The 18,256-nt window shown below is 64.9% G+C and carries 16 protein-coding genes and 4 pseudogenes; 12 read left to right on the forward strand and 8 right to left on the reverse strand.

Annotated elements, in window-relative coordinates; all coding sequences use genetic code 11:
* Positions 1–452 precede the first annotated feature (452 nt).
* A complete protein-coding gene (locus ACFSXZ_RS38075) occupies positions 453–1,085 on the reverse strand; it encodes a TetR family transcriptional regulator (protein ID WP_378271106.1) in 633 nt (210 codons plus the stop codon).
* 100 nt (positions 1,086–1,185) lie between these two features.
* On the opposite strand from ACFSXZ_RS38075, the gene ACFSXZ_RS38080 reads away from it, so the two are divergent.
* The 7 genes and pseudogenes from ACFSXZ_RS38080 to ACFSXZ_RS38110 form a co-directional block, all read left to right on the forward strand.
* A complete protein-coding gene (locus ACFSXZ_RS38080) occupies positions 1,186–2,238 on the forward strand; it encodes a ferredoxin reductase (protein WP_378271107.1) in 1,053 nt (350 codons plus the stop codon).
* 7 nt (positions 2,239–2,245) lie between these two features.
* Entirely contained in the window at positions 2,246–3,367 is a 1,122-nt protein-coding gene (locus ACFSXZ_RS38085; protein WP_378271108.1) for a fatty acid desaturase family protein, read from the forward strand.
* An 11-nt stretch (positions 3,368–3,378) separates the two neighbouring features.
* Complete coding sequence (locus tag ACFSXZ_RS38090; RefSeq protein ID WP_378271110.1) at positions 3,379–3,597, forward strand: hypothetical protein; 219 nt, start codon at positions 3,379–3,381, stop codon at positions 3,595–3,597.
* 1,256 nt (positions 3,598–4,853) lie between these two features.
* Complete coding sequence (locus ACFSXZ_RS38095) at positions 4,854–5,291, forward strand: hypothetical protein (protein WP_378271112.1); 438 nt, start codon at positions 4,854–4,856, stop codon at positions 5,289–5,291.
* A gap of 82 nt (positions 5,292–5,373) precedes the next feature.
* Positions 5,374–5,805, forward strand: a complete 432-nt coding sequence (locus tag ACFSXZ_RS38100; protein WP_378271114.1) for a hypothetical protein — start codon at positions 5,374–5,376, stop codon at positions 5,803–5,805.
* A gap of 476 nt (positions 5,806–6,281) precedes the next feature.
* Positions 6,282–6,427: pseudogene (locus tag ACFSXZ_RS38105) on the forward strand (amidase); the annotation flags it as partial.
* Positions 6,428–6,550, forward strand: a pseudogene (locus ACFSXZ_RS38110) (IS5/IS1182 family transposase); the annotation flags it as partial. It lies immediately after the preceding pseudogene.
* A 20-nt stretch (positions 6,551–6,570) separates the two neighbouring features.
* Here ACFSXZ_RS38110 and ACFSXZ_RS38115 read toward each other — a convergent pair.
* The 4 genes from ACFSXZ_RS38115 to ACFSXZ_RS38130 all read right to left on the reverse strand — a co-directional run bounded on the left by ACFSXZ_RS38115 (position 6,571) and on the right by ACFSXZ_RS38130 (position 10,577).
* Positions 6,571–6,897: a transposase family protein gene (locus ACFSXZ_RS38115; RefSeq protein WP_378271184.1), complete on the reverse strand. Its 327-nt coding sequence runs from the start codon at positions 6,895–6,897 to the stop codon at positions 6,571–6,573.
* Between the two features lie 132 nt (positions 6,898–7,029).
* Positions 7,030–7,848: an SDR family NAD(P)-dependent oxidoreductase gene (locus ACFSXZ_RS38120; protein ID WP_378271115.1), complete on the reverse strand. Its 819-nt coding sequence runs from the start codon at positions 7,846–7,848 to the stop codon at positions 7,030–7,032.
* Positions 7,849–7,955: 107 nt separating this feature from the next.
* A complete protein-coding gene (locus tag ACFSXZ_RS38125; RefSeq protein ID WP_378271117.1) occupies positions 7,956–9,548 on the reverse strand; it encodes a CocE/NonD family hydrolase in 1,593 nt (530 codons plus the stop codon).
* Positions 9,549–9,635: 87 nt separating this feature from the next.
* The gene (locus tag ACFSXZ_RS38130; protein WP_378271118.1) at positions 9,636–10,577 is read right to left on the reverse strand and encodes an NAD(P)-dependent alcohol dehydrogenase; all 942 of its coding nucleotides are present in this window, start codon (positions 10,575–10,577) and stop codon (positions 9,636–9,638) included.
* A gap of 81 nt (positions 10,578–10,658) precedes the next feature.
* On the opposite strand from ACFSXZ_RS38130, the gene ACFSXZ_RS38135 reads away from it, so the two are divergent.
* On the forward strand, positions 10,659–11,225 hold the full coding sequence (locus tag ACFSXZ_RS38135) for a TetR/AcrR family transcriptional regulator (protein WP_378271120.1): 567 nt from the start codon (positions 10,659–10,661) through the stop codon (positions 11,223–11,225).
* 16 nt (positions 11,226–11,241) lie between these two features.
* Positions 11,242–11,592: pseudogene (locus ACFSXZ_RS38140) on the forward strand (transposase family protein); the annotation flags it as partial.
* 322 nt (positions 11,593–11,914) lie between these two features.
* Here ACFSXZ_RS38140 and ACFSXZ_RS38145 read toward each other — a convergent pair.
* Positions 11,915–12,622: an IS5 family transposase gene (locus tag ACFSXZ_RS38145; RefSeq protein WP_378271122.1), complete on the reverse strand. Its 708-nt coding sequence runs from the start codon at positions 12,620–12,622 to the stop codon at positions 11,915–11,917.
* Between the two features lie 229 nt (positions 12,623–12,851).
* On the opposite strand from ACFSXZ_RS38145, the pseudogene ACFSXZ_RS38150 reads away from it, so the two are divergent.
* Positions 12,852–13,357 (forward strand): annotated as a pseudogene (locus tag ACFSXZ_RS38150) (transposase); the annotation flags it as partial.
* 578 nt (positions 13,358–13,935) lie between these two features.
* Positions 13,936–15,057, forward strand: coding sequence for a hypothetical protein (locus ACFSXZ_RS38155; RefSeq protein WP_378271123.1), 1,122 nt, complete (start codon positions 13,936–13,938; stop codon positions 15,055–15,057).
* Between the two features lie 685 nt (positions 15,058–15,742).
* On the opposite strand, the gene ACFSXZ_RS38160 is transcribed toward ACFSXZ_RS38155, so the two are convergent.
* Entirely contained in the window at positions 15,743–16,636 is an 894-nt protein-coding gene (locus ACFSXZ_RS38160) for a LysR family transcriptional regulator (RefSeq protein WP_378271125.1), read from the reverse strand.
* Positions 16,637–16,782: 146 nt separating this feature from the next.
* Here ACFSXZ_RS38160 and ACFSXZ_RS38165 point away from each other — a divergent pair, with 146 nt between their 5' ends.
* Positions 16,783–17,742 (forward strand): quinone oxidoreductase family protein, encoded by a 960-nt coding sequence (locus ACFSXZ_RS38165; protein ID WP_378271126.1) that lies wholly within the window; start codon positions 16,783–16,785, stop codon positions 17,740–17,742.
* An 88-nt stretch (positions 17,743–17,830) separates the two neighbouring features.
* Here ACFSXZ_RS38165 and ACFSXZ_RS38170 read toward each other — a convergent pair whose 3' ends face one another.
* Entirely contained in the window at positions 17,831–18,079 is a 249-nt protein-coding gene (locus ACFSXZ_RS38170) for an FCD domain-containing protein (protein WP_378271128.1), read from the reverse strand.
* Between the last annotated feature and the right edge of the window lie 177 nt (positions 18,080–18,256).

Raw genomic sequence — 18,256 nt, forward strand, 5'->3', positions numbered from 1 at the left:
ATCATCGGCGTCGTCGCAGCTTCCGGCCAACATCGCCACAGCCTTGGCGAAGGCTACCGAGCGAGGAACGAGGACCATCGCCGATGTGACCGATGTAGTTATGTCCCAACTCGACAGCGGTTCCGCGTTCCAGTCGGTCGCAGCCGCTCTGCGAGAGGCTCTGGCCGAATGGCCGGAGAGGTGACGAGCCGTGTCTGGCCGGACGATGGACCGCCAGCCGGGCTGCCGGCACAGCGATCAGTACCGGCAGTCCGGCGGTCAGGTCCGCGATCGGGGCCACCAGGCTCCGTCGACATACCCCGTGGTGGGCGCCTTGAGCTTCCTTCTCAGGCTTCTCAGCGGAGTTTCAGCCGAGGCCGCTCAATGGCCATCATGGCCTTCGGGGTGGTCGATCCCGGTCGCACGCGGGCCCCTGGGTGAAAGTCCACAATAGATTCATGTGATCGAAACCTTTAGGTGCCGCTGCGCCACTGCGGCATCCCGAGTGTGATGAGGCGCAGTTTCTTTTCCGCGCGGCGGAGGATCCGTTCGTCCGTCTCGGTGTCGCCCGCACGGGCTTCGAGGAGCTCCAGGACGGTGGCGAGCATCGCTGTGACGATGAGGTCGGCCACCATGCGAAGGTCGTCGGTGGTCCAGTCGCGCAGATACTTGAAACGGGCGAGGTCCACGGCGAGTTCGCTGGTAACCAGCTTGAGTTCGAAGGCGATGGCCTGCCGTACCGGGCCCGCGCCACCATGGCGTTCCCTGATCACGAAGCGGAAGTGGGCTTCGTGGGCTCGGACGTGTTCGTGGAGCGTGCGCACAGATGCACCGATGATGTCGGCGGAGGATCGTGAATCTCGCCGGGCTTCCCGGATCGTCGCGCGCAGGGTGCGCATGGATTCCTCGACGAGCACGACGCCGAGTTCATCCATGGAGGTGAAATGCCGGTAGAACGCGGTGGGCACGATGCCGGCCTGCTTGGTCACCTCGCGCAAGCTGAGGCCGGTGAAACCGCCGTCGGCGAGCAGCCTCAGCGCGGCGTCCAGCAGCGCACGCCTGGTTCGTTCCTTGCGCGCGTGGCGCGTCACTGGCTCGGCAGTCACGGATTCAGCGTACGACTGTCCTCCACGGTGGTGGGCCGCCTTGCTCGACTTGGTCGCATCCGTATGATTGAGTGTACGGATGTTCACTGGAGGAGGTTCGATGGGCAGGCTCGCGATCGCCGAAGCGCTGTTGACGCCGCACGGCGTGGATCGCTACCTCGAGTTGATCGACCCGATGCTTGTCCGCCGTGAGCTCCGGGGCGTGGTCACCGGTGTTCGCCGGCCGACGGCGGACACGGTGAGCCTCACCATGCGACCGAGCCGGGCGTGGCGGGGGTTCCGGGCCGGCCAGTACGTGCGGGTGTCGGTGGAAATCGATGGTGTGTGGCGCACGCGCTGCTACTCGCCCACCGGCTCAGCGCACCGGGCCGGCTTGGAGTTGATGATCAAGGCCATCCCGCGGGGCCTGGTCTCCGGCTATCTGCACGCCCGGGCTGAACCCGGCTTGGTCCTTGGTCTTTCCGAACCGGACGGCCGGTTCATCCTGCCCACGCCGCGTCCTGACCGTATTCTGCTGGTCAGTGGTGGTAGCGGGATCACGCCGGTGTTGTCGATGTTGCGCACGCTGGCAGACGAGGACCATCAAGGCGAGGTCGTGTTCCTCCACTACGCGAACACCGGGGGCGATGTGCCTCATCGCGACGAACTGGCCGGGCAACCGCGCAACGTCCGTGTCGTGCTCGGGTATACCCACGCCGAGGGGGGCGACCTGCGGGGGTTCTTCTCGGCGGAACATCTGGAGCGTGCGGCGCCGTGGTACCGCGATGCGGAGACCTACCTGTGCGGGCCGGAGCCGCTGATGAAGGTCGTCCGCGAGCTGTATGCCGCCGAAGGTTTGAGTGAACGGCTGCACACCGAAGAGTTCACGGCTCCGCCGCTGAGGCCCAGCGCTGCGGACGCGAACGGACGGGTCCGTTTCGCGCGCAGCGGTAGGGAGATCGGCAACTCCGGCAGGCCGCTGCTCGAACAGGCCGAAGCGGCCGGACTGAAGCCGGAACACGGCTGCCGGAGGGGAATCTGCCTCTCCTGCACCCAGGTGAAGGCCCGTGGCAGCGTTCGTAACGTCACCTCCGGTGAGGTGTCTCACGAGGACAACGAGGAAATCCAGCTTTGCATCTCCGTCCCCCTTGGCGACATCGAGTTGAACTGCTAGGAGCGTGATGACCGGCTTACAAGACAGGCTTACCCCGGAACAGATCGACGAGTTCGGTCGCGCGATGGACGAGATCCGGCAACGCGTCGTCGCCGATCTCGGCAAAGCCGACGTCGACTACATCCAGAACGTGATCAAAACCCAGCGCGGCCTGGAAATAGTCGGCCGCGGGTTGCTGTTTGCCGGTTTCCTCCCGCCCGCTTGGCTTGCCGGTGTCAGTGCGCTGGCGCTGTCGAAGATTCTGGACAACATGGAGATCGGGCACAACGTTTTGCACGGTCAGTACGACTGGACGCGCGACCCGGCGCTGAGTTCGCAGCGGTTCGAATGGGATCTGGTGGCGCCCGCGCAGAACTGGCGGCATTCCCACAACTACATTCACCACACCTTCACCAACATCCTCGACAAGGATCGGGACATCGGATACGGCGTCCTGCGGGTCGAGGCCGCCCAGAAATGGCATCCGTATTATTTGGGCAACCCGCTCTACGCCGTCCTCGTGGCCTTCATCTTTCAATGGGCTGTGATGCTCCACGACCTGGAATTCGACCGGATGGTCAAGGGTGAGCGGAAATGGTCGGAGACAGCTGAAGCGCGCGCCAGGATGCTCCGCAAGGCCTCCCGGCAGGTGGGCAAGGACTACGTGTTGTTCCCGCTGCTGACCGGTCCGTTGGCGCCGCTGACCTTCCTCGGCAACGCCACGGCGAACCTGGCCCGCAACCTGTGGGCGTTCTCGGTGATCTTCTGCGGGCATTTCCCCGCCGAGGTGGAGAGCTTCACCGAGGAAGAGACCGAGAACGAGACACGCGGCCAGTGGTACCTGCGCCAGATCCTCGGCTCGGCGAACATCACCGGAAGCAAGCTGTTCCACATCCTGACCGGCAACCTGTCCCACCAGATCGAGCACCACTTGTTCCCCGACATCCCGGCTCGGCGCTATCCACAGATCGCGTCCGAGATCCAGGAGATCTGCCGCCGGTACGGGCTGCCCTATCACACAGGTCCCCTGCACAAGCAACTGTTCTCGGTCGCGAAGAAGATCATCAAACTCGCGCTGCCGGACGCCGTACCCGGCAGGCCTCCGGCGGCGACTACCCTGAACGCCAAGGAAGAGCCCGAAGCCGCATAGGGGACGCGCATATGGTGGGTCAGTTCGAACGCACCAAGGACACCCTGCAGGTGCTGACCGAGTCGGCCGCGACGCGCATCGGCAACATCGCGATGATCATCACCGGCGCGGTGCGTGACATCGCCCGCGAGACCGGCGACTGGCTCACCGACATGATCGAAATGCGCGAAGCCTCTCGCCGCGCCCAGGAGGACGAAGAGAGCACTCAGGCCGGGCCGCCGTCGCCGTGAATTCGTCAGTCGTTCCGAGTCCCGTTCGAAGAGGTTAGGCACTTCTGGTGTAGCGTCCAACGTGTCGAGAGCATCTCGTAGGTCGGCAGTCAAGCCAGCTTCGTTCTCGGCGAATATAGTCCGGCCGACACGCATCGGCCAGGGACAGAAGCACCGACATGACGTCGGGCCCACAAGTTCGCAGCACCATCCCAGCGGCCACGATGGGCAGCGAGCCGCCTCGGCTCCCGCACCGTTGGACATTGCCGACACGGTCTGAACTCTGAAAACAGACAGCCACCAGGCAAGAACTCGGCAACGGCTCGGGCAAGGCCGCGGTCCACGACGACCGAGTCCGTAGTCGGCTCTGCCGCGGGGACTGTAGGTACGGACAGCATCGACAGTGGTGATGTGGAGCCGGACGCGCCTGAGGGGAAAGACAGCCCAGCGGCTTGCCCCGGGTGCGTCGCGGGGGGATGGTCGAGGACTTCTTGCGTGGTCACCCCGGCGAGGAGTTCGGTCCGGTGACCATCGCCCGGTCGTTGGGTGGGAAGTCTTCGGGGGCGGTCAGCGATGCGCTGGACAAGCTCGTCGTGGCGGGCGTCGCAGTGAAGACCAAGGAGACGCCAAGGCGATTCGCGCTCGCTCCGGCTGAGGGTGTCGAACCCGCCAGCGGCCACCGTCAGATAACGGACACGGGCGGCGCAAGCTCCGGCACTGGCCGCCAACGTTGCTTCACCGAATGGCCCTCCGCATGTGGAGGGACCTATCTCTCCGAGGAGGCGGTCACTCCATAGGGACAGCGCTGATTTACTCGCCCATCGGCGCGCCCAGAGCAACGGTTGCCGCGTAGGCCAACACGGTGATCAAAAACTCGTGGCCACGGACCGCCTTTTACAAGGAAGGTTTCACCGGCCACGCAATCACCTCGCCGCCGTAAGCCCGAAACGTCGTTTCCATTAAAATCGGCCCCCGACCGGCATCCGTCCAAATGTTGGACATATGCGACATTTGGAGCATCGATTGTGGTACATTAGAATCACTGGTATTTAGTGCTTGCACGAGCAACAGTATCGCGGCTAGGGTTCGGTTACAACCCGACGGCCAGCTCAGGGGGTAATACGAGCAATTGGGGAAGCTCAATAATGTCACGCCGAGGACGCTCACTTATTGATGATCCATGTCATCTGGCCGCCTAAGGAGCAGTCAGTGCACTTGCGAAAGATTGCGAGTATCGCAATACCTGCCAAGAACACGACACAGGAAGGCAGGAAATAGTGGAGACATTGAAGCGCATCGCGTTGGTTTTCGCCCTGATGGTCGGTCTGATTGCCGGCCTGGCGACGCCCGCCCAAGCTGAAGAAATTCACGCCTACACACCACAGAATCCCAGCTACGAGAGCGTGACTGCTGGTGGGACCTTCACAGGGCAGGTCAGCTTCAGCGGTCCTACTTATGCCTGGAGTGTCCAGATAGCACTCGACATTCAAGCCGGGATTGTCGGCCCAGTCGTCGAGAACACCACCCTGACATGCGACGGAAAGGTTGTCGCTAGTTCGCACCACATCGAGCAGTCGGACTACCTGTTCCACGGTTCCAGTGCTGTCGACACCGACTGCAACAAATACGTGCTCGATGGGACGTTGCAGTTCACCTACCAAGGCGCAGTCGGAACAGTGATCATCTATGACCCGTTCGTAGTGCGCGCGTCGTAGTCCAGCTATACGGTTCATCGCCGCGGGTATGATGAGGCGTGGTGGACCCCAATGGCGGTCCACCACGCCGACTTGGAGAGTCATGGAGATCTTGATCACCTGTAATTCGTCACACCCGCGAAGAGAGTTCGTATTACAATCCTGTTCCGGTGTCCTGTCTGATTTGTTGGGTAGCCAGTTCGACGAACCGGCGACAGTGGACACGAAATTTGTCGTATTGATCGACGATGACCCGAAAATACCTAATTGGATGCGCGTCCACGGCATGCGTGAAACGCTGTGGAAGCACGGGTTTGGAGTTGATGTGGCTGGCGGTGATGTATCCGTTGTCGCCACCCTGGCCTCCGGCCTTCAGGACATCGTGATTGAGATGTTTCGGACAACAGTGCCACGCTGCCCCGGTCACCCCCATCCATTAGCCGTAGTAGCCCGCGATACCGCAGAGTGGCAGTGCCCTCAGGACGCCAGGCACTTCCGCTGCCCAGTCGGCGCCTACCCACAGCAGACCGGTTAGACCTTACGAGTGTGGCGGCGCATTTGCCCAGGCACCGCGGCCGCACTACAGCGCGGCTGAGCGCGCCTTCCGCGCAGCACGAAGACGGTGCGGTTACCGTCGTTGCCGCGCCTATCTCCGGTGAAAACCGAGCCGATTCCGAATTCTGCTCGTGGCAGGCGATTGACAGCGGCGCGGGCCCGCCATTGAGCGGACTGCGAGGCCACGCCTTGGCAGACTAGGGGCGGCCCAGACGGATCCCCATGCCGACCGGACGCGGCCCGCCGCGCGCTGGAACAGTGGATCAACTCCGAAGGCCCTGGCTGCCAACCGGCCTCACCGATAGTAGCCGGTCAACCCCGCTGACCCGACTACACGAGCGGCATCGTGCGCCGCTTCGCGACGATGCCGGTTGAGCTGCGGTGGTTGGGGTGCAAGGGGGTAGTGGGGGATCCTTGAGTGACGTGGTGTTGACGTCCAGGATGACGCCCGGCGGGATCGAGGCGAACAACCATCGCGAGCTCCACCGTGCTGGGGACAGCTCTTCGCGGAGTTCGGCGCCGTGCTGTGCCCGATCACGCCGACTCCCGCGTTCCTGCACGACCACAATCCCGATCTACTGCAACGCCGGATCGACATCGACGACTCGCTGCTCAAGACCACGTTCAAGGCGCTGCGCAATCTCAGTCTCTGTCCTTGGCGCATCGGCGTGATCGTCGCCGCCGCCCTGGTGCTCCTGCACATCGACCACGACCGCACAACATGATCACTCACAGCGACAGGCGGTTACCCGCTCGCGTCGAGGCGAGGCAGTAGCCGCCACATCGTCGTGCCGGCGGGCATGCCCCGGCTAAACCCGAGCCGGGCCCGTTCCTGCTCGTCGAGGTCGTACAGCCAGTCGACGATCGCCGCGAACGACGTGGCACCGGCCAGGACCGCGCAGACCGCAACGGCCAGCAACGCCGCGAGGGGATACCGGGTCCCGCAGGGATTACGCGGGTCCGGGATCCGGCCCAGGGCCTCGACAAGCCCACCGCGTTCACCATCGGTGACCGGCGCAGCGGGTGTCCGGAGCCAGGGGTTGTCAAGGTCAGTACGCAGATCAGAGACGATGCCATCGGCGGGTGGAGTCGTACCTGACGATCTCGCTGGCCGCCGGCCAGGCCCCGGCCCCGCAGACCTGGGCGCCTGGGCGCAGCACCTGCTCGGCTTAAGACGTCCGGCTGCGGCGGACCACTGGACGGCTCATTGCACGTTCCGGGTGTCGCCGGTGAGGGCTCGTCCGATGAACGAGGCGTACATCCGTACGAACAGCCGCCGGGGTAACAGATACTTCGCCATGAGGTCGGCGATGGTGTTGGCGGCGCCGGGGATGACGTGGGCGCGTCGGCCGAGACTGGTCAACGCGGTCCGCGCGACCCGGGAGGACGCCATCTTGGTACCCGGGATTTTGCTGAAGTCGATACCGGACGCTTTGTCCAAGCCCTCGGTCTGTGTCTTCCCAGGGGAGACGACCAGGACGTCAACCCCATCCCGTTTCAGTTCATAGTTCAATGCCTGTCCCAGGGACAGGACGTAGGTCTTCACCGCGGCGTAGTTGGCCTCGAAGGGAACCGGGCCGGCAGCGATGACAGAGGACACCAGAATGATCGCTCCGTGTCCTCGCCGCGCGAACTGGCCGCCGAAGCGGTGCGCCAACTGCAGGGGCACCGCGCCGTGCAAGGTGAGGACGTCGAGCTCGGCGGTCAGCGTATTGGCTACCAGTGCGCCGCCGAAGTAGACACCGGCGGCCGCGACGACGATGCCGACGTCGAGGTCGGCGGCCTGCTGCCACAGGTCGTCAACGGCTCCGGACGTAAGCAGATCGAGAGCGACGACTTTGTTGGTGGTGCCGTGTGTGCGGGAGAGTTCGGCCGCCAAGGCCTCGAGGCGGTCTTTGCGGCGTGCCACCAGGACGACGTTGACGCCGGCCGCGGCCAGCTCACGGGCAAATTGTTCACCGATGCCGGAGGAGGCACCGGTGACGACCGCATAGCGGCCATAGGTGCTGCGCAGGTCCTTCATGGTGTCTCCACTCCCCAGCGGCACGTGGGAGCCGAGCCGTGGATCAGTGGCGATCTCGGCCAAGTTCTCCGGTGGCGAAAAGGGGGCTGTAGCTCGCGGGTGTCTGGTCAGCTGGCGGGGAACTCGGTCGGGAGGGTGAGGGTCAGGGGTGTGACGATGGCCTGGTGGGCCTCGCGGAGACTGGTGGCGGTAGCGGTCGGCTCGCCGTTGCCGAGGTTGCGGTTGTGGTAGGGATGGGCTCCGCTGGCGACCAGCAGACGGAGCCGGTGGCCCGGGGCGAAGCGGTGGCCGGCCGGGCCGAGGTCGATCTCCACGGGTACGCCGTCGGCGAGGCCCGCGTCGGTGATGCGCAGGAAACCGTCGACCACGCTGCGCACCTGGCCGTCTTCGTGGACGTCCAGGAGTCGCAGGAAAAGGTCAGCGCTGACGGCGTCCGAGCAGAAGGTCGTGGCGGCGCGGACGCGACCGGCGAGGTCCATCGGCTCGGACAATGGCTCGCTGGTGAAGGCACACACGTCGGGCCGTTGCTCGAGAGGACCGCTGTCCCAGACGCCGCCGACGTCACCGACGTCGAGGATGGCCATCGCGACAGAGGGGGTGGGGTCTGCCGGATCGTAGGTCCATTCGACTCGGGAGAACGCATCGTCGGGGGTGTCGACCAGTCGGCCGGCTGCAGCGACGTGGAAGGTCGTGGTGCCGGGCTCTCGCCAATCCGCGCACTCCACCCAGCCGGGCTCCGCGCCGGTGCGGTAGTAGCGCAGGACACCGGAGCGGGCGCTACCGTCGCCGCGTACGTGGGTGTTGAACCAGGCTAGCCTCTCGGCCATCGAGATCCGGGAGTCGAGGGCGGCGTGTGCCCACGGGCCGATGACGAACCGATGCGGCAGGCTGCTGCCGCTCTTGGTGAGGCGTTCGAAGTCCTGCCAACTGTAGGTGCGGTGGTAGTCGTACCAGCCGCCGATGTGCAGGACCGGCGCAGGCGGGTCGTCCAGCAGCGCGGAGTAGTCCAACGGGCGCCAGTGCGGGTCGCCGCCGTCGTGGGCGAGGCGCTCCTGGTAGAAGTCGAGCTTGGAGCCGGTGGCGGCAACGTCCGCCTCGTTGAGGGGCAGCCGGTTGTAGGGGTTCTGATCAACCCGGGTGCCTTCGGCTTGCTGCATGGCGGTCCAGCTCAGCGCGAGTTCGAGCGCGAATCCGCCGCCCGGATACCAGGAGCTGACCCGGTCGGTGCTGTACATCGCGGTGGCGATCGCTTTCAGGCTGGTCGGCCGGGTGGAGGCGGTGGCCCAGGAGCTGAAGGCGTGATAGCTGGCGCCGGTGAGGCCGAGGGCCCCGTTGAACCACGGCTGCCGTTCGATCCACCGGACGGTGGCGGCGCCGTCGGCGGCCTCGTCGAAGTACGAGGTGCTGGTGCGGGTGCTTTGCACCAGGCAGGCGTATCCGTGGGATGCCCAGGCGATCACCTCGCCCAGGAAGAAAGCGGTGACCTCCGGCGGGAAGGACGCCGGGTTGTAGGGCGTGCGGATGAGTACGGCCGGCACCTTGGCCACGCCCACCGGGAGCGCCAGGATGCCGGTGAGTTCGAAGCCGTCATCGGCGGCGACGATCACTGGGTCGGTGAGTTCGACGGTGTGTGGACCGAGCGGACCGTAATGCTGCTCGACGGTCTTCCGGCGCTGATCGTCAACGATCGTGACGGCCATCGTTCTCCTTGCTGCGCTTTTGAGGGTTAGGCTCCGTTCGGGCCACTCAGGGGCGAGGCCCGGACGGGTTTGTTCGTTGCGGCGGCGTCAGTCGGCCGTGATGATCAGCTTGCCGCGCTTGCCGAGGCGTTTCTGTTCGAGTTCGGTGAGGGCCGGTATGGCCTGAGAGAGCGGGACCGTGCGGGCGATCGGCAGTTGCAACGTTCCTGCGGCAGCGGTCTCCACGACGGTTTCGAGGTCGGCCACGTTCGGCTGGGTGGCAAAGACGTGGAAGGGACCGGGCAACGCGCTACGCAGGTAGTTGCCGAGTGAAGGGTGGACGCCGACGATCCGGCCGCCGGGCCGTAGCATTTTCCGCGCCTCGCCGAGCGGGAGCGTGCCAGGGGCGCCCGCGGCATCGAGGACGAGGTCGAATCGGCCGGTCAGTGTCTTAGGGTCGAAGTCGAAAGCGACGACCGGGTCGACACCGAGTTCATGTGCCTCGGTCGCCGCGGTGTCGCGGCAGCTGCCGCCGACCCTTGCTCCACGCGCCAGGGTGATCTGCACGGCGCAGCGGCCCACCGCGCCCAGGCAGCCGTGGATGAACACGGCCTGTCCCCGCTGAAGCTTCCCCCTCGTGACCAAGGCCTGCAGGGCGGTAACCCCCACGATCGGAAGCGTGGCGCCCTGTTCGAAGGACAGCTCTTTCGGTTTGCGCACGACGTCGTCCTCGTGCGCAACGATGACGTCGGCGAACGCGCCCGACGCCTTGATCCGGGTACCGCCGACGACCGGGTCCCCGACGCGAACCCGGGTCACCCCCTCACCGACCTCCTCGACGACGCCGGCGAAGTCGTAGCCGAGCGCCCGCGGAAATTTACGACCGGTCACGAGTTTCAGACGACCGGCGCGGATGCCCCAGTCCATCGGATTGGCCGAGGCCGCACGCATACGGACCAGGACCTCGTTCGCCCCAAGAGGTGCGGGCTCGAACTCCTCGAGCCGCATGACCTCCGGCCCGCCGTACTCGTGGTACTGGATGCGCTTCATGATCGGTCTCCGACCTCTGACGGAACTTGGTTCCATCACCCTAGCACTCGTGATGGAACCAAGTTCTGTAAGGTGTGTCTCATGGCTCGCTGGAAACCGAACGCCCGCGAGCGGCTCGCCGCGGCGGCGCTCGACCTGTTCGAGGAACGCGGATACGAGAACACCAACGTCATCGACATCGCCCAGCGCGCCGAATTGGGAAAAACTACATTTTTTCGGCATTTTCAGGACAAACGTGAGGTGCTCTTCGGTGACGGGACGCTGGACGCGATGCTCGTCGACGCCATCACGTCAGCGGCTGCGACCGCCACACCGCTCGAGGTCATGGCGCGCGCCCTGGAGATCGTTGGACACTACGCGTTCACGCCGGAGCGCCGCGCGTTCGTCGCCCGTCGACAGAAGGTGATCGACGCCAATCCGGAACTGCGAGAGCGGGAGGCACTCAAGAACGTGGCCCTCACCGCAGCGGTCACCGAAGCGCTCAAGCGACGCGGCGTATCGGACCTGAACGCTCGCGTCGCCGCGGAACTGGGCGCGCTTGCCTCGAGGATTGCCTACGAGCGATGGAGCGAAACCACCGGCGACGAGGAATTCGGCGTGATCGCCCGCCACGCTCTCGACGAGGTACAGGCGGCGACCCTGCGCTGACGCCCGAGGTGCGAATCTGGAATCAGCGCTCCTGGCGGCGAAAATGGCCGGATACGGGCGTGTCAGCATCGATGGCACGCTCATCGAGACCGATCGCTGCCGCACCCCGTGACCCACGACAGGCCTGGACCTGTGGTGGTCGGGCAAACACGCCAACCACGGCGGAAACATCCAGGTCATCACCGCTCCGGACGGTTGGCCACTGTGGACATCGGAGGTCCGTCCAGGCCACGAGCACGACACCACCGCGCTGCGGGAACACGTGATGATCCTCCCCGCGTTGGCCACCTGGATCGCTGAGGACCGACCGGTGCTGGGTGATCTGGGCTACGAGGGCGAAGCCGACACCGTGACCGTGGCGTTCAAGAAGCCGAAGGTCGGTCAAACATGATTATCAGCGAGATGTGGCCGCATTTTATCGTGTTTTGGCGGCGGGTAGCACGGTGGTTGTCAGCCTTACGCGTGCTGGCGCTGTCGGCCTGCGTCGCTGGGATGCCTCGGACGGCTAGCCGCGAAATTCTCGACGGTCATAGATTCTCCGCCCCACTTTCCCTATTCGCGGTCTCATTGATGTGGACGTGCTTACGCCTGGCGAACCTTGATCGCGTGAGTGGCGTAATCAAAGCCATCAGGCTGGCCTTCTCCCCCGATAAGGCGCTCCGAGTCAACGGCCGGACCTAGAGCCTGTTTCAATGGCGTAGCCACTCGTTGATCGCCGCGATGTGCACGGTCGCCTCGTAGCGAACCGCGAGTTTGTCGAACCGTGTGGCGACGCCTCGGTTGCGTTTGAGCCGGTTGATGCCGCACTCGGCCGCGTGCCGTTGCTTGTAGATCTCTGGCCGGGCGACCCGGACCCTGGCCAGCACCGCCTCAAACTGCGGTGAATCACCACGTTGACCAGCGGTCACCAGCAACGACAATGGTTTCTGGCCTCGGTGGCCAGGTGCAGCTTGGTCGTCCAGCCTCCCCGCGACCGGCCCAGCGCGTGGTCGGCCGGTTCGGGCCCGCCGATACCGTTCTTTCTGCAGGTCGCCGTCGATGCGGGCGCCTGCGGCATGCTGGTGCGCCCGGTTGATCGTGGAATCCACGCGCACCTCCCAGGTGATCAACCCGGCGGCGTCGGCCCGGGTCTGCAACGCCGCCACGATCTGCGCCCACACACCAGCGCGCTGCCAGCGCCGGAACAAGCCGTAGACGGTTTGCCAGCAGCCATACACAGGTGGGACGTCACGCCACGGCGAACCGACACGAACCCGCCAGCGGATGCCGTCCAGAAGTTGGCGTTTACTCCACAATGGCGGGCGGCCGGGCTTCTTACCGACAGGCAGCAGCGGTTCCAGGATCGCCCACTGCGCGTCGGTCAGATCGGCTCGCCCCGTCGCCGCTAGGCTGGGCACGAGGTCTCCGGTGTTCTTGATCAGCTTGGTCGTTGATCGGTCTACCGGAGACCTCGACTATTTGATCCAAGACACGCCGCACCCACAACGCCCACCAGAAACTCCGCAGGTCAGTACATCGAAACAGGCGCTAGCCCGGGGCTTTCATGCGAGTTGGTGTGTGGTGTGTGTCGTGAATGGGAAAAGGTGCTCTGACCTGGGAGAATTCTGATTGCTGAGGTCAGAATTCGTGCAGTTCGAGGAGCACCTTTTCGGTGGGGAGTCTACGGGGTCCTATCCCCGGCTGGTTGTTGACGGGTCCGGTTCCGGTGTTGTGTCGCAGGCCGGGGGTGTGGTGCTGGTGCGTGCCGCCGAGTTGGTCGGGCTGACGGGCGCATTGTCGAGGGCGTTGTCGCCGTGGCGGAAACCCTTGGCGGTGTTCGATCCGGGCAAGATCGTGCTGGATCTGGCGATCGCGGTCGCGCTGGGCGGTGACTGTCTGGCCGATGTCGGCTTGTTGCGGGCCGAGCCGGGCGTATTCGGGCGTGTGGCCTCGGACCCGACCGTGTCCCGGCTGATCACCACGCTGGCCGGCGACGCGGGAAAGGCAGTGACAGCGATCCGCGCTGCGCGTGCGCCACGGCACGAGCCGCGGTGTGGGAGCGCGCTGGTGACCGCGCACCCGATCACGGGATCGACGCCGATGATCCGATCATCGTCGATCTGGATGCCACGCTGGTGACCGCGCACCCGGAGGTTTGTAGGGGCGACCTCCGACCGCGAAGTTGATCTTTCGGGTGTAGTGATGCAGGTAAGAGTTGATCACGAATGGCCATCCGGACGGAAAATAAACGATTTCTTGAATGCTGGAGATGCGCCCAGTTGTCTGACCCGGGTAATTTGATGGCACGGTTATTGATTCAAAAAACGAATTTTCTGACCATGGCACATCCACCGAGTGATTCCCCGAAGGCTCTGGGTTTCTGGGTCCCCCTGTCAGGTCTCCGGGGCTCGATGGTCAGCAAGTTATGTGGACTCGCCAATTGCACGTCAGGCAGGTGCACCCCAACGCCGCGGCGATGTACGGGGCTCGCGACAGCTGCTCCCGCATTAGTGCGCCGACGCCGGTCTGGGTGTCGAGAAGACTGAGCGCCAGCGCGGCCAGGGACTTGCTCGCGTGCGGAGTGTGGTGCGGGAAGGTCAGGCTGAACCGCGTGCTGGACAACTGGCCAAGACGATGCAGGAGACCGAGGCCGTGGCTAAACGTCCCGATTGGTCCCGTCAACCGTGACCTAAGATATGAGCGCATGAGACCGATGTGAAAGGGCGCTGACGTGGGAAACGGGGAGGTGCCGCTGTCCCCCGAACAGCGGCTCGTGCTCCAGTCGATCTATGACTGGTTCCATGAACATGGCGACTGGCCTCAGTTGATCGTCATCGACCGGCCACTCCGACGCACGCACGGCCTGGATGCCCACACCGTCTATTTGTCGTCGCCGGATGAGTTGGTTGTCAAGCCACATCCCGGAGCATGGCTGGGGCCGGACGAGGTCGTACGTTTGCGGTTGCCAGGCATCCATGCTTGCGACGGGGGTTCGGAAGACACCAACCGGTTTGTCCGGCTGCTCCGGTGGCTCGCTGAGAGGGAGATGGACTTCGAGTCGGAGCCGGGTGGGCCACCTGGGCCACAGGTCACCAGTGACGAGATTCGAGAGTACCTCGGCTTGGACCAAAGTGAGACCATCATTCTCCGATGCCTCTACGCCATGCTGTTTCTTGACAATTGGGGCATCACCGGTGGTGGTGGCCTGCCCGACGCGTGGCAGGTTTCCGTCGGGCGCGAGATCTGGCGATTTCGTGATGTGCAAACGGTCGAGGACTGCATTAGCGTTCGCGCGCAATGGGTTGCAGAAGCGGAAGAAGCAGCGTTCCGCAGACAAAATCCACCGCAAACCGCGTACTACCACGTGCGGCTTTCGACGAGGTCGGACCCAAGCCGGGACATTGTGCAGCTCGACCTGACCGGCCAGCAGTTGGAGGTTCGGTTCTTGAAGCCGTATCGCGAAGGTAAACCTATCGTCGCGAGAGGTAAGACAGTTCCGATCAACGATTTGGTGCAACTCCGCATCAATCGCACCGACCAGTCGTCCGAACACCTCCGGTCCATAGTACAAGCAGAGCGTCGTGCCTCAACAGTAGTCACTTTCATTCCAGATGAATGGTATATCGCGGAAAAGGGAGAAGAGGTAACCGACGAGTTCATCGTCGAGCCGCCGGGCTCTGAACGCGGACTCGCAGCTGACCCCGGCAACACGCAAAATCAGATGAGCGGGACAGTGCAAGGTCACGTTGTCCAAGCGCGCGACGTCTACGGCGGTCTGCATTACTATGGCTCGTTTCCAGGGGCACCCCACTCGCAGTCAAATGAGCCGTCATGTGACGACCTGAGTGATTGACGCGATTCCGGCTCGTCTGCGGCGGCGCTTCTGCGGGCAAGATGGTATTCATGGCCAGTTCGCCGAAGGCGTCCGCCTGCACAGAACCCGGGGCGCATCAATTGATACCTCCGTCAGGACATTGTCTCTGACCTTGCGTTATCGGACAGTAACAGAAAAGTTTGCCGCATGATGTGTTGTCCGAGACGCGCTGCCCTTTCAGTTGGTTGCCGTGCCCAGAAATCCTCTGAGTGAGATTTCCCCGAGTTCGTCGAGGCATGGGATGCGAGGACGATGTGTCATGTCGGAGGCGCGACGACGGTTTGACCGCGAGTTCCCTGGGAGGGGTCCGGATCGTGCGCAAGACGAACATATTTATCGCACGGGTGGCGGTTGACATGGAGGCACACGCGTAGGTCCATACCATGCCGAAGGTGCGCGGCGGGCGCGGGTCCAGCGATTTTTGCGGTGTCGCGATGATCTTGTTTGATCGCTTGCGGGGAGATTCCGTTGCCTCTGCCGGGGTGTTTCCGGAGCGGGCTGCTTTAGGTGGTGAGTGGGGGAGCGGCGTTCGGTTCCCGCGCGCGGGGTGAGCCGGACACACCCGATTACCGATCGACTCCGCACCGATGACGAGACCGCCGGGCCATGCACGGTGTCCCGCACCTGAAGGCAGGTCTCGCCGCCGCGCGCAAGGGTGATCCCGTCACCGCTGACGCGCACCTGGCAGAAGCCGGGACGTCTCGACGGCAGCGCTCATGCCTCGCGATTCGGCGACGGCCGTGGCCGCACGTACCAGCGCGGCCACACCACGGCTGCGGGAGAGTTCGGGCCAGGCTATGACGAGTGAGGCGGGAGGGCAGTCCTCGATGGGAACATAGACCACCGCCTGCCGGGGATATCTCGCGGCGACCGATTTGGGCAACACGGTCATCGTCGCGCCGAGGCCGATGAGGGCGAGCAGTTGCGCGAGGTCGTGTACGCCATGCTCGCCGACGTCGTGGTCCGCCCGTTCGCTGACCCCCTCCGGGTCGATACCGAGGTCGGTCAGTCGCACTCGCGAGGCATGGGCAAGGGGATGGTCGGCAGGGAGCGCTGCCACGCGCGGTTCGACCGCGATGACATCCGCGTCGATGCCGGCCGGATCGCAGGGCTCGAACATCAGCGCGGCATCGGCCTCACCCGCTCGTAACAGCCGCGTGTGCTCACGCCAGCCGCACAGGCGCACGGCGACGGGTTCGGCGTCGGGTTCGGCGGCCGTTGCGGCGAGGATGTCTTCGAGCAGGCCGCCGTCGGTATCCGCCTTGACGGCGAGCAGCACGCTGCGGTGCGGTGCCGAGGCCCGGACGGCACGCCGGGCCGCCGCGTCCAGAGCTTCCAGCGCCGGCCGTGCGTGCGTGAGCAGGACCATGCCGGGCTCGGTCAGTTCCACCACGCGTGTGGAGCGCTCGAACAGGCGCACACCAAGCTCAGTCTCTAGATTGCGGATCGCGCGCGAGAGTGCGGGACCGGCGATGCCGAGCCGTGTCGCGGCGCGCGTGAAGCTGAGCTCCTCTGCCACCGCGACGAAGTACCGCACGGGCCGGGACTCGACTGACATAACCCTACTTTATTACCCGCTCGGCAGTGCGACTGGTGCTTTTTTGTTCCTGGTCGGTGCCGGATCGGTCATTCCCAACGCCTCGCCGTGGCCGCACGCTGGGCGCCGTCGCAGGGCGAATCGCCCACGGCAGAACGGAGAAAAGAATGCGAGCGATCAGCATCCAGCGTTTCGGCGACACCCCGCAGCTCACCGAGCTGTCCGCGCCCGAGCCCGGCAACGGCCAGGTGCAAGTCGCTATCGAGGCGGCCTCGACCAACCCGATGGACGTGGCCATCGCCGCCGGGGTACTGGCCACGTTCGGGGAGTACCGGTTTCCCCTCACCCTCGGCATGGATGGCGTCGGCACCGTGACCGCGCTCGGCGATGGTGTCACCCAGTTCCAGGTAGGGGACCGTGTGTTCGGCCAGTTCTGGAGCCAGCCGTTGCAGTACGGCACGTTCGCGGAGGTCTGTGTCGTGCAGGCGGAACCCGCATTCGGCGCGCTCATGCCCGTCCCCGGCGGACTGCAAAACGACGTGGCCGCCGCGCTCCCGACCGCGGGTATGACCGCGATCGGTGCGCTTGACCATATGGGGGTGGACGAGGGCGGCACGGTGCTGGTCATCGGGGCCACCGGGGGCGTCGGCACCTTCGCGGTGCAGGCCGCTGCGGCCCGCGGGATACGCGTGATCGCAACGGCGCCCACCCAGCTTGCCGATCAGGTGCGCAAGCTCGGCGCCAGCGAAATCATCCTCCGCGACGCCGAGCCGTTGGACCAGGCGCTGCGCGCGCTCGCGCCCGAGGGCGTGGACGCGATCCTCGACGTCGTCGGCGATCATTCCATCACCAGCAGCGTGGCCGGCGCCGTGCGGGACGGGGGTGCACTGTGGTCGACCGCCTTTGGCATCGATGAACAGCTCCAGGCCGACGGGCGCATCCGCACGGCGAACTACCAGCTCGATCGCAAGCCCGAACGCCTCGCCGAGCTCGCGAAGCTTGCTACCTCGGGCATCATCCGGCCCGTCATCGGCACAACGCTCTCCCTGGAGGAGGCACCGCTAGCCCTCGCCGCCGGCATCGAAGTCGCCGGGTTGCGCGGCAAGACCGTGCTGCACGTGCGCTGAGGCCGGACCCGAGGCCGCACTGTCCTGGGTGACCGGACCGCACCCGAGGGAACCACATCCCGCACGCTGAAACCCGGCGAGACGCCGGTCAGGAACGCACCTTGTTCGGCGGGTCCGGGTCGCAGCGGATCAGCAGTCGCGTGGTGTGCGCGATGTGGTCCCGCAGAAGTTGCTGTGCCCGGTCCGCGTCGCGTGCGATGGCTGCGTCGAGGAGTTGCCGGTGTTCGGTGGCGAGGTCGCGGTCCGGTTCGTCCCCGAAAGAGACCGACCAGTGCAGGTACAGTTCGACCTCCTGGCGCAGGGACGGGCGGTCTCCAGCATCCGCTGGTTGCCGCATCCGGCCAGCAGGCCGATGTGGAAGGCCCGGTCACGCGTCTCCGCTGGTCAGAGGGTTTTTGAATATCCGGTGTTGAGCGGATCCGATCGGTTCCGTGGCCGTGGATAGGTGTCCCTGCTGGAGCACACTGCTCCACCCCTACGCGACATTGTGCAGCGTCTTGGACTCGTGACCTGG

This window comes from Amycolatopsis pigmentata, assembly GCF_042684065.1.
Lineage (GTDB): Bacteria > Actinomycetota > Actinomycetes > Mycobacteriales > Pseudonocardiaceae > Amycolatopsis_E > Amycolatopsis_E pigmentata.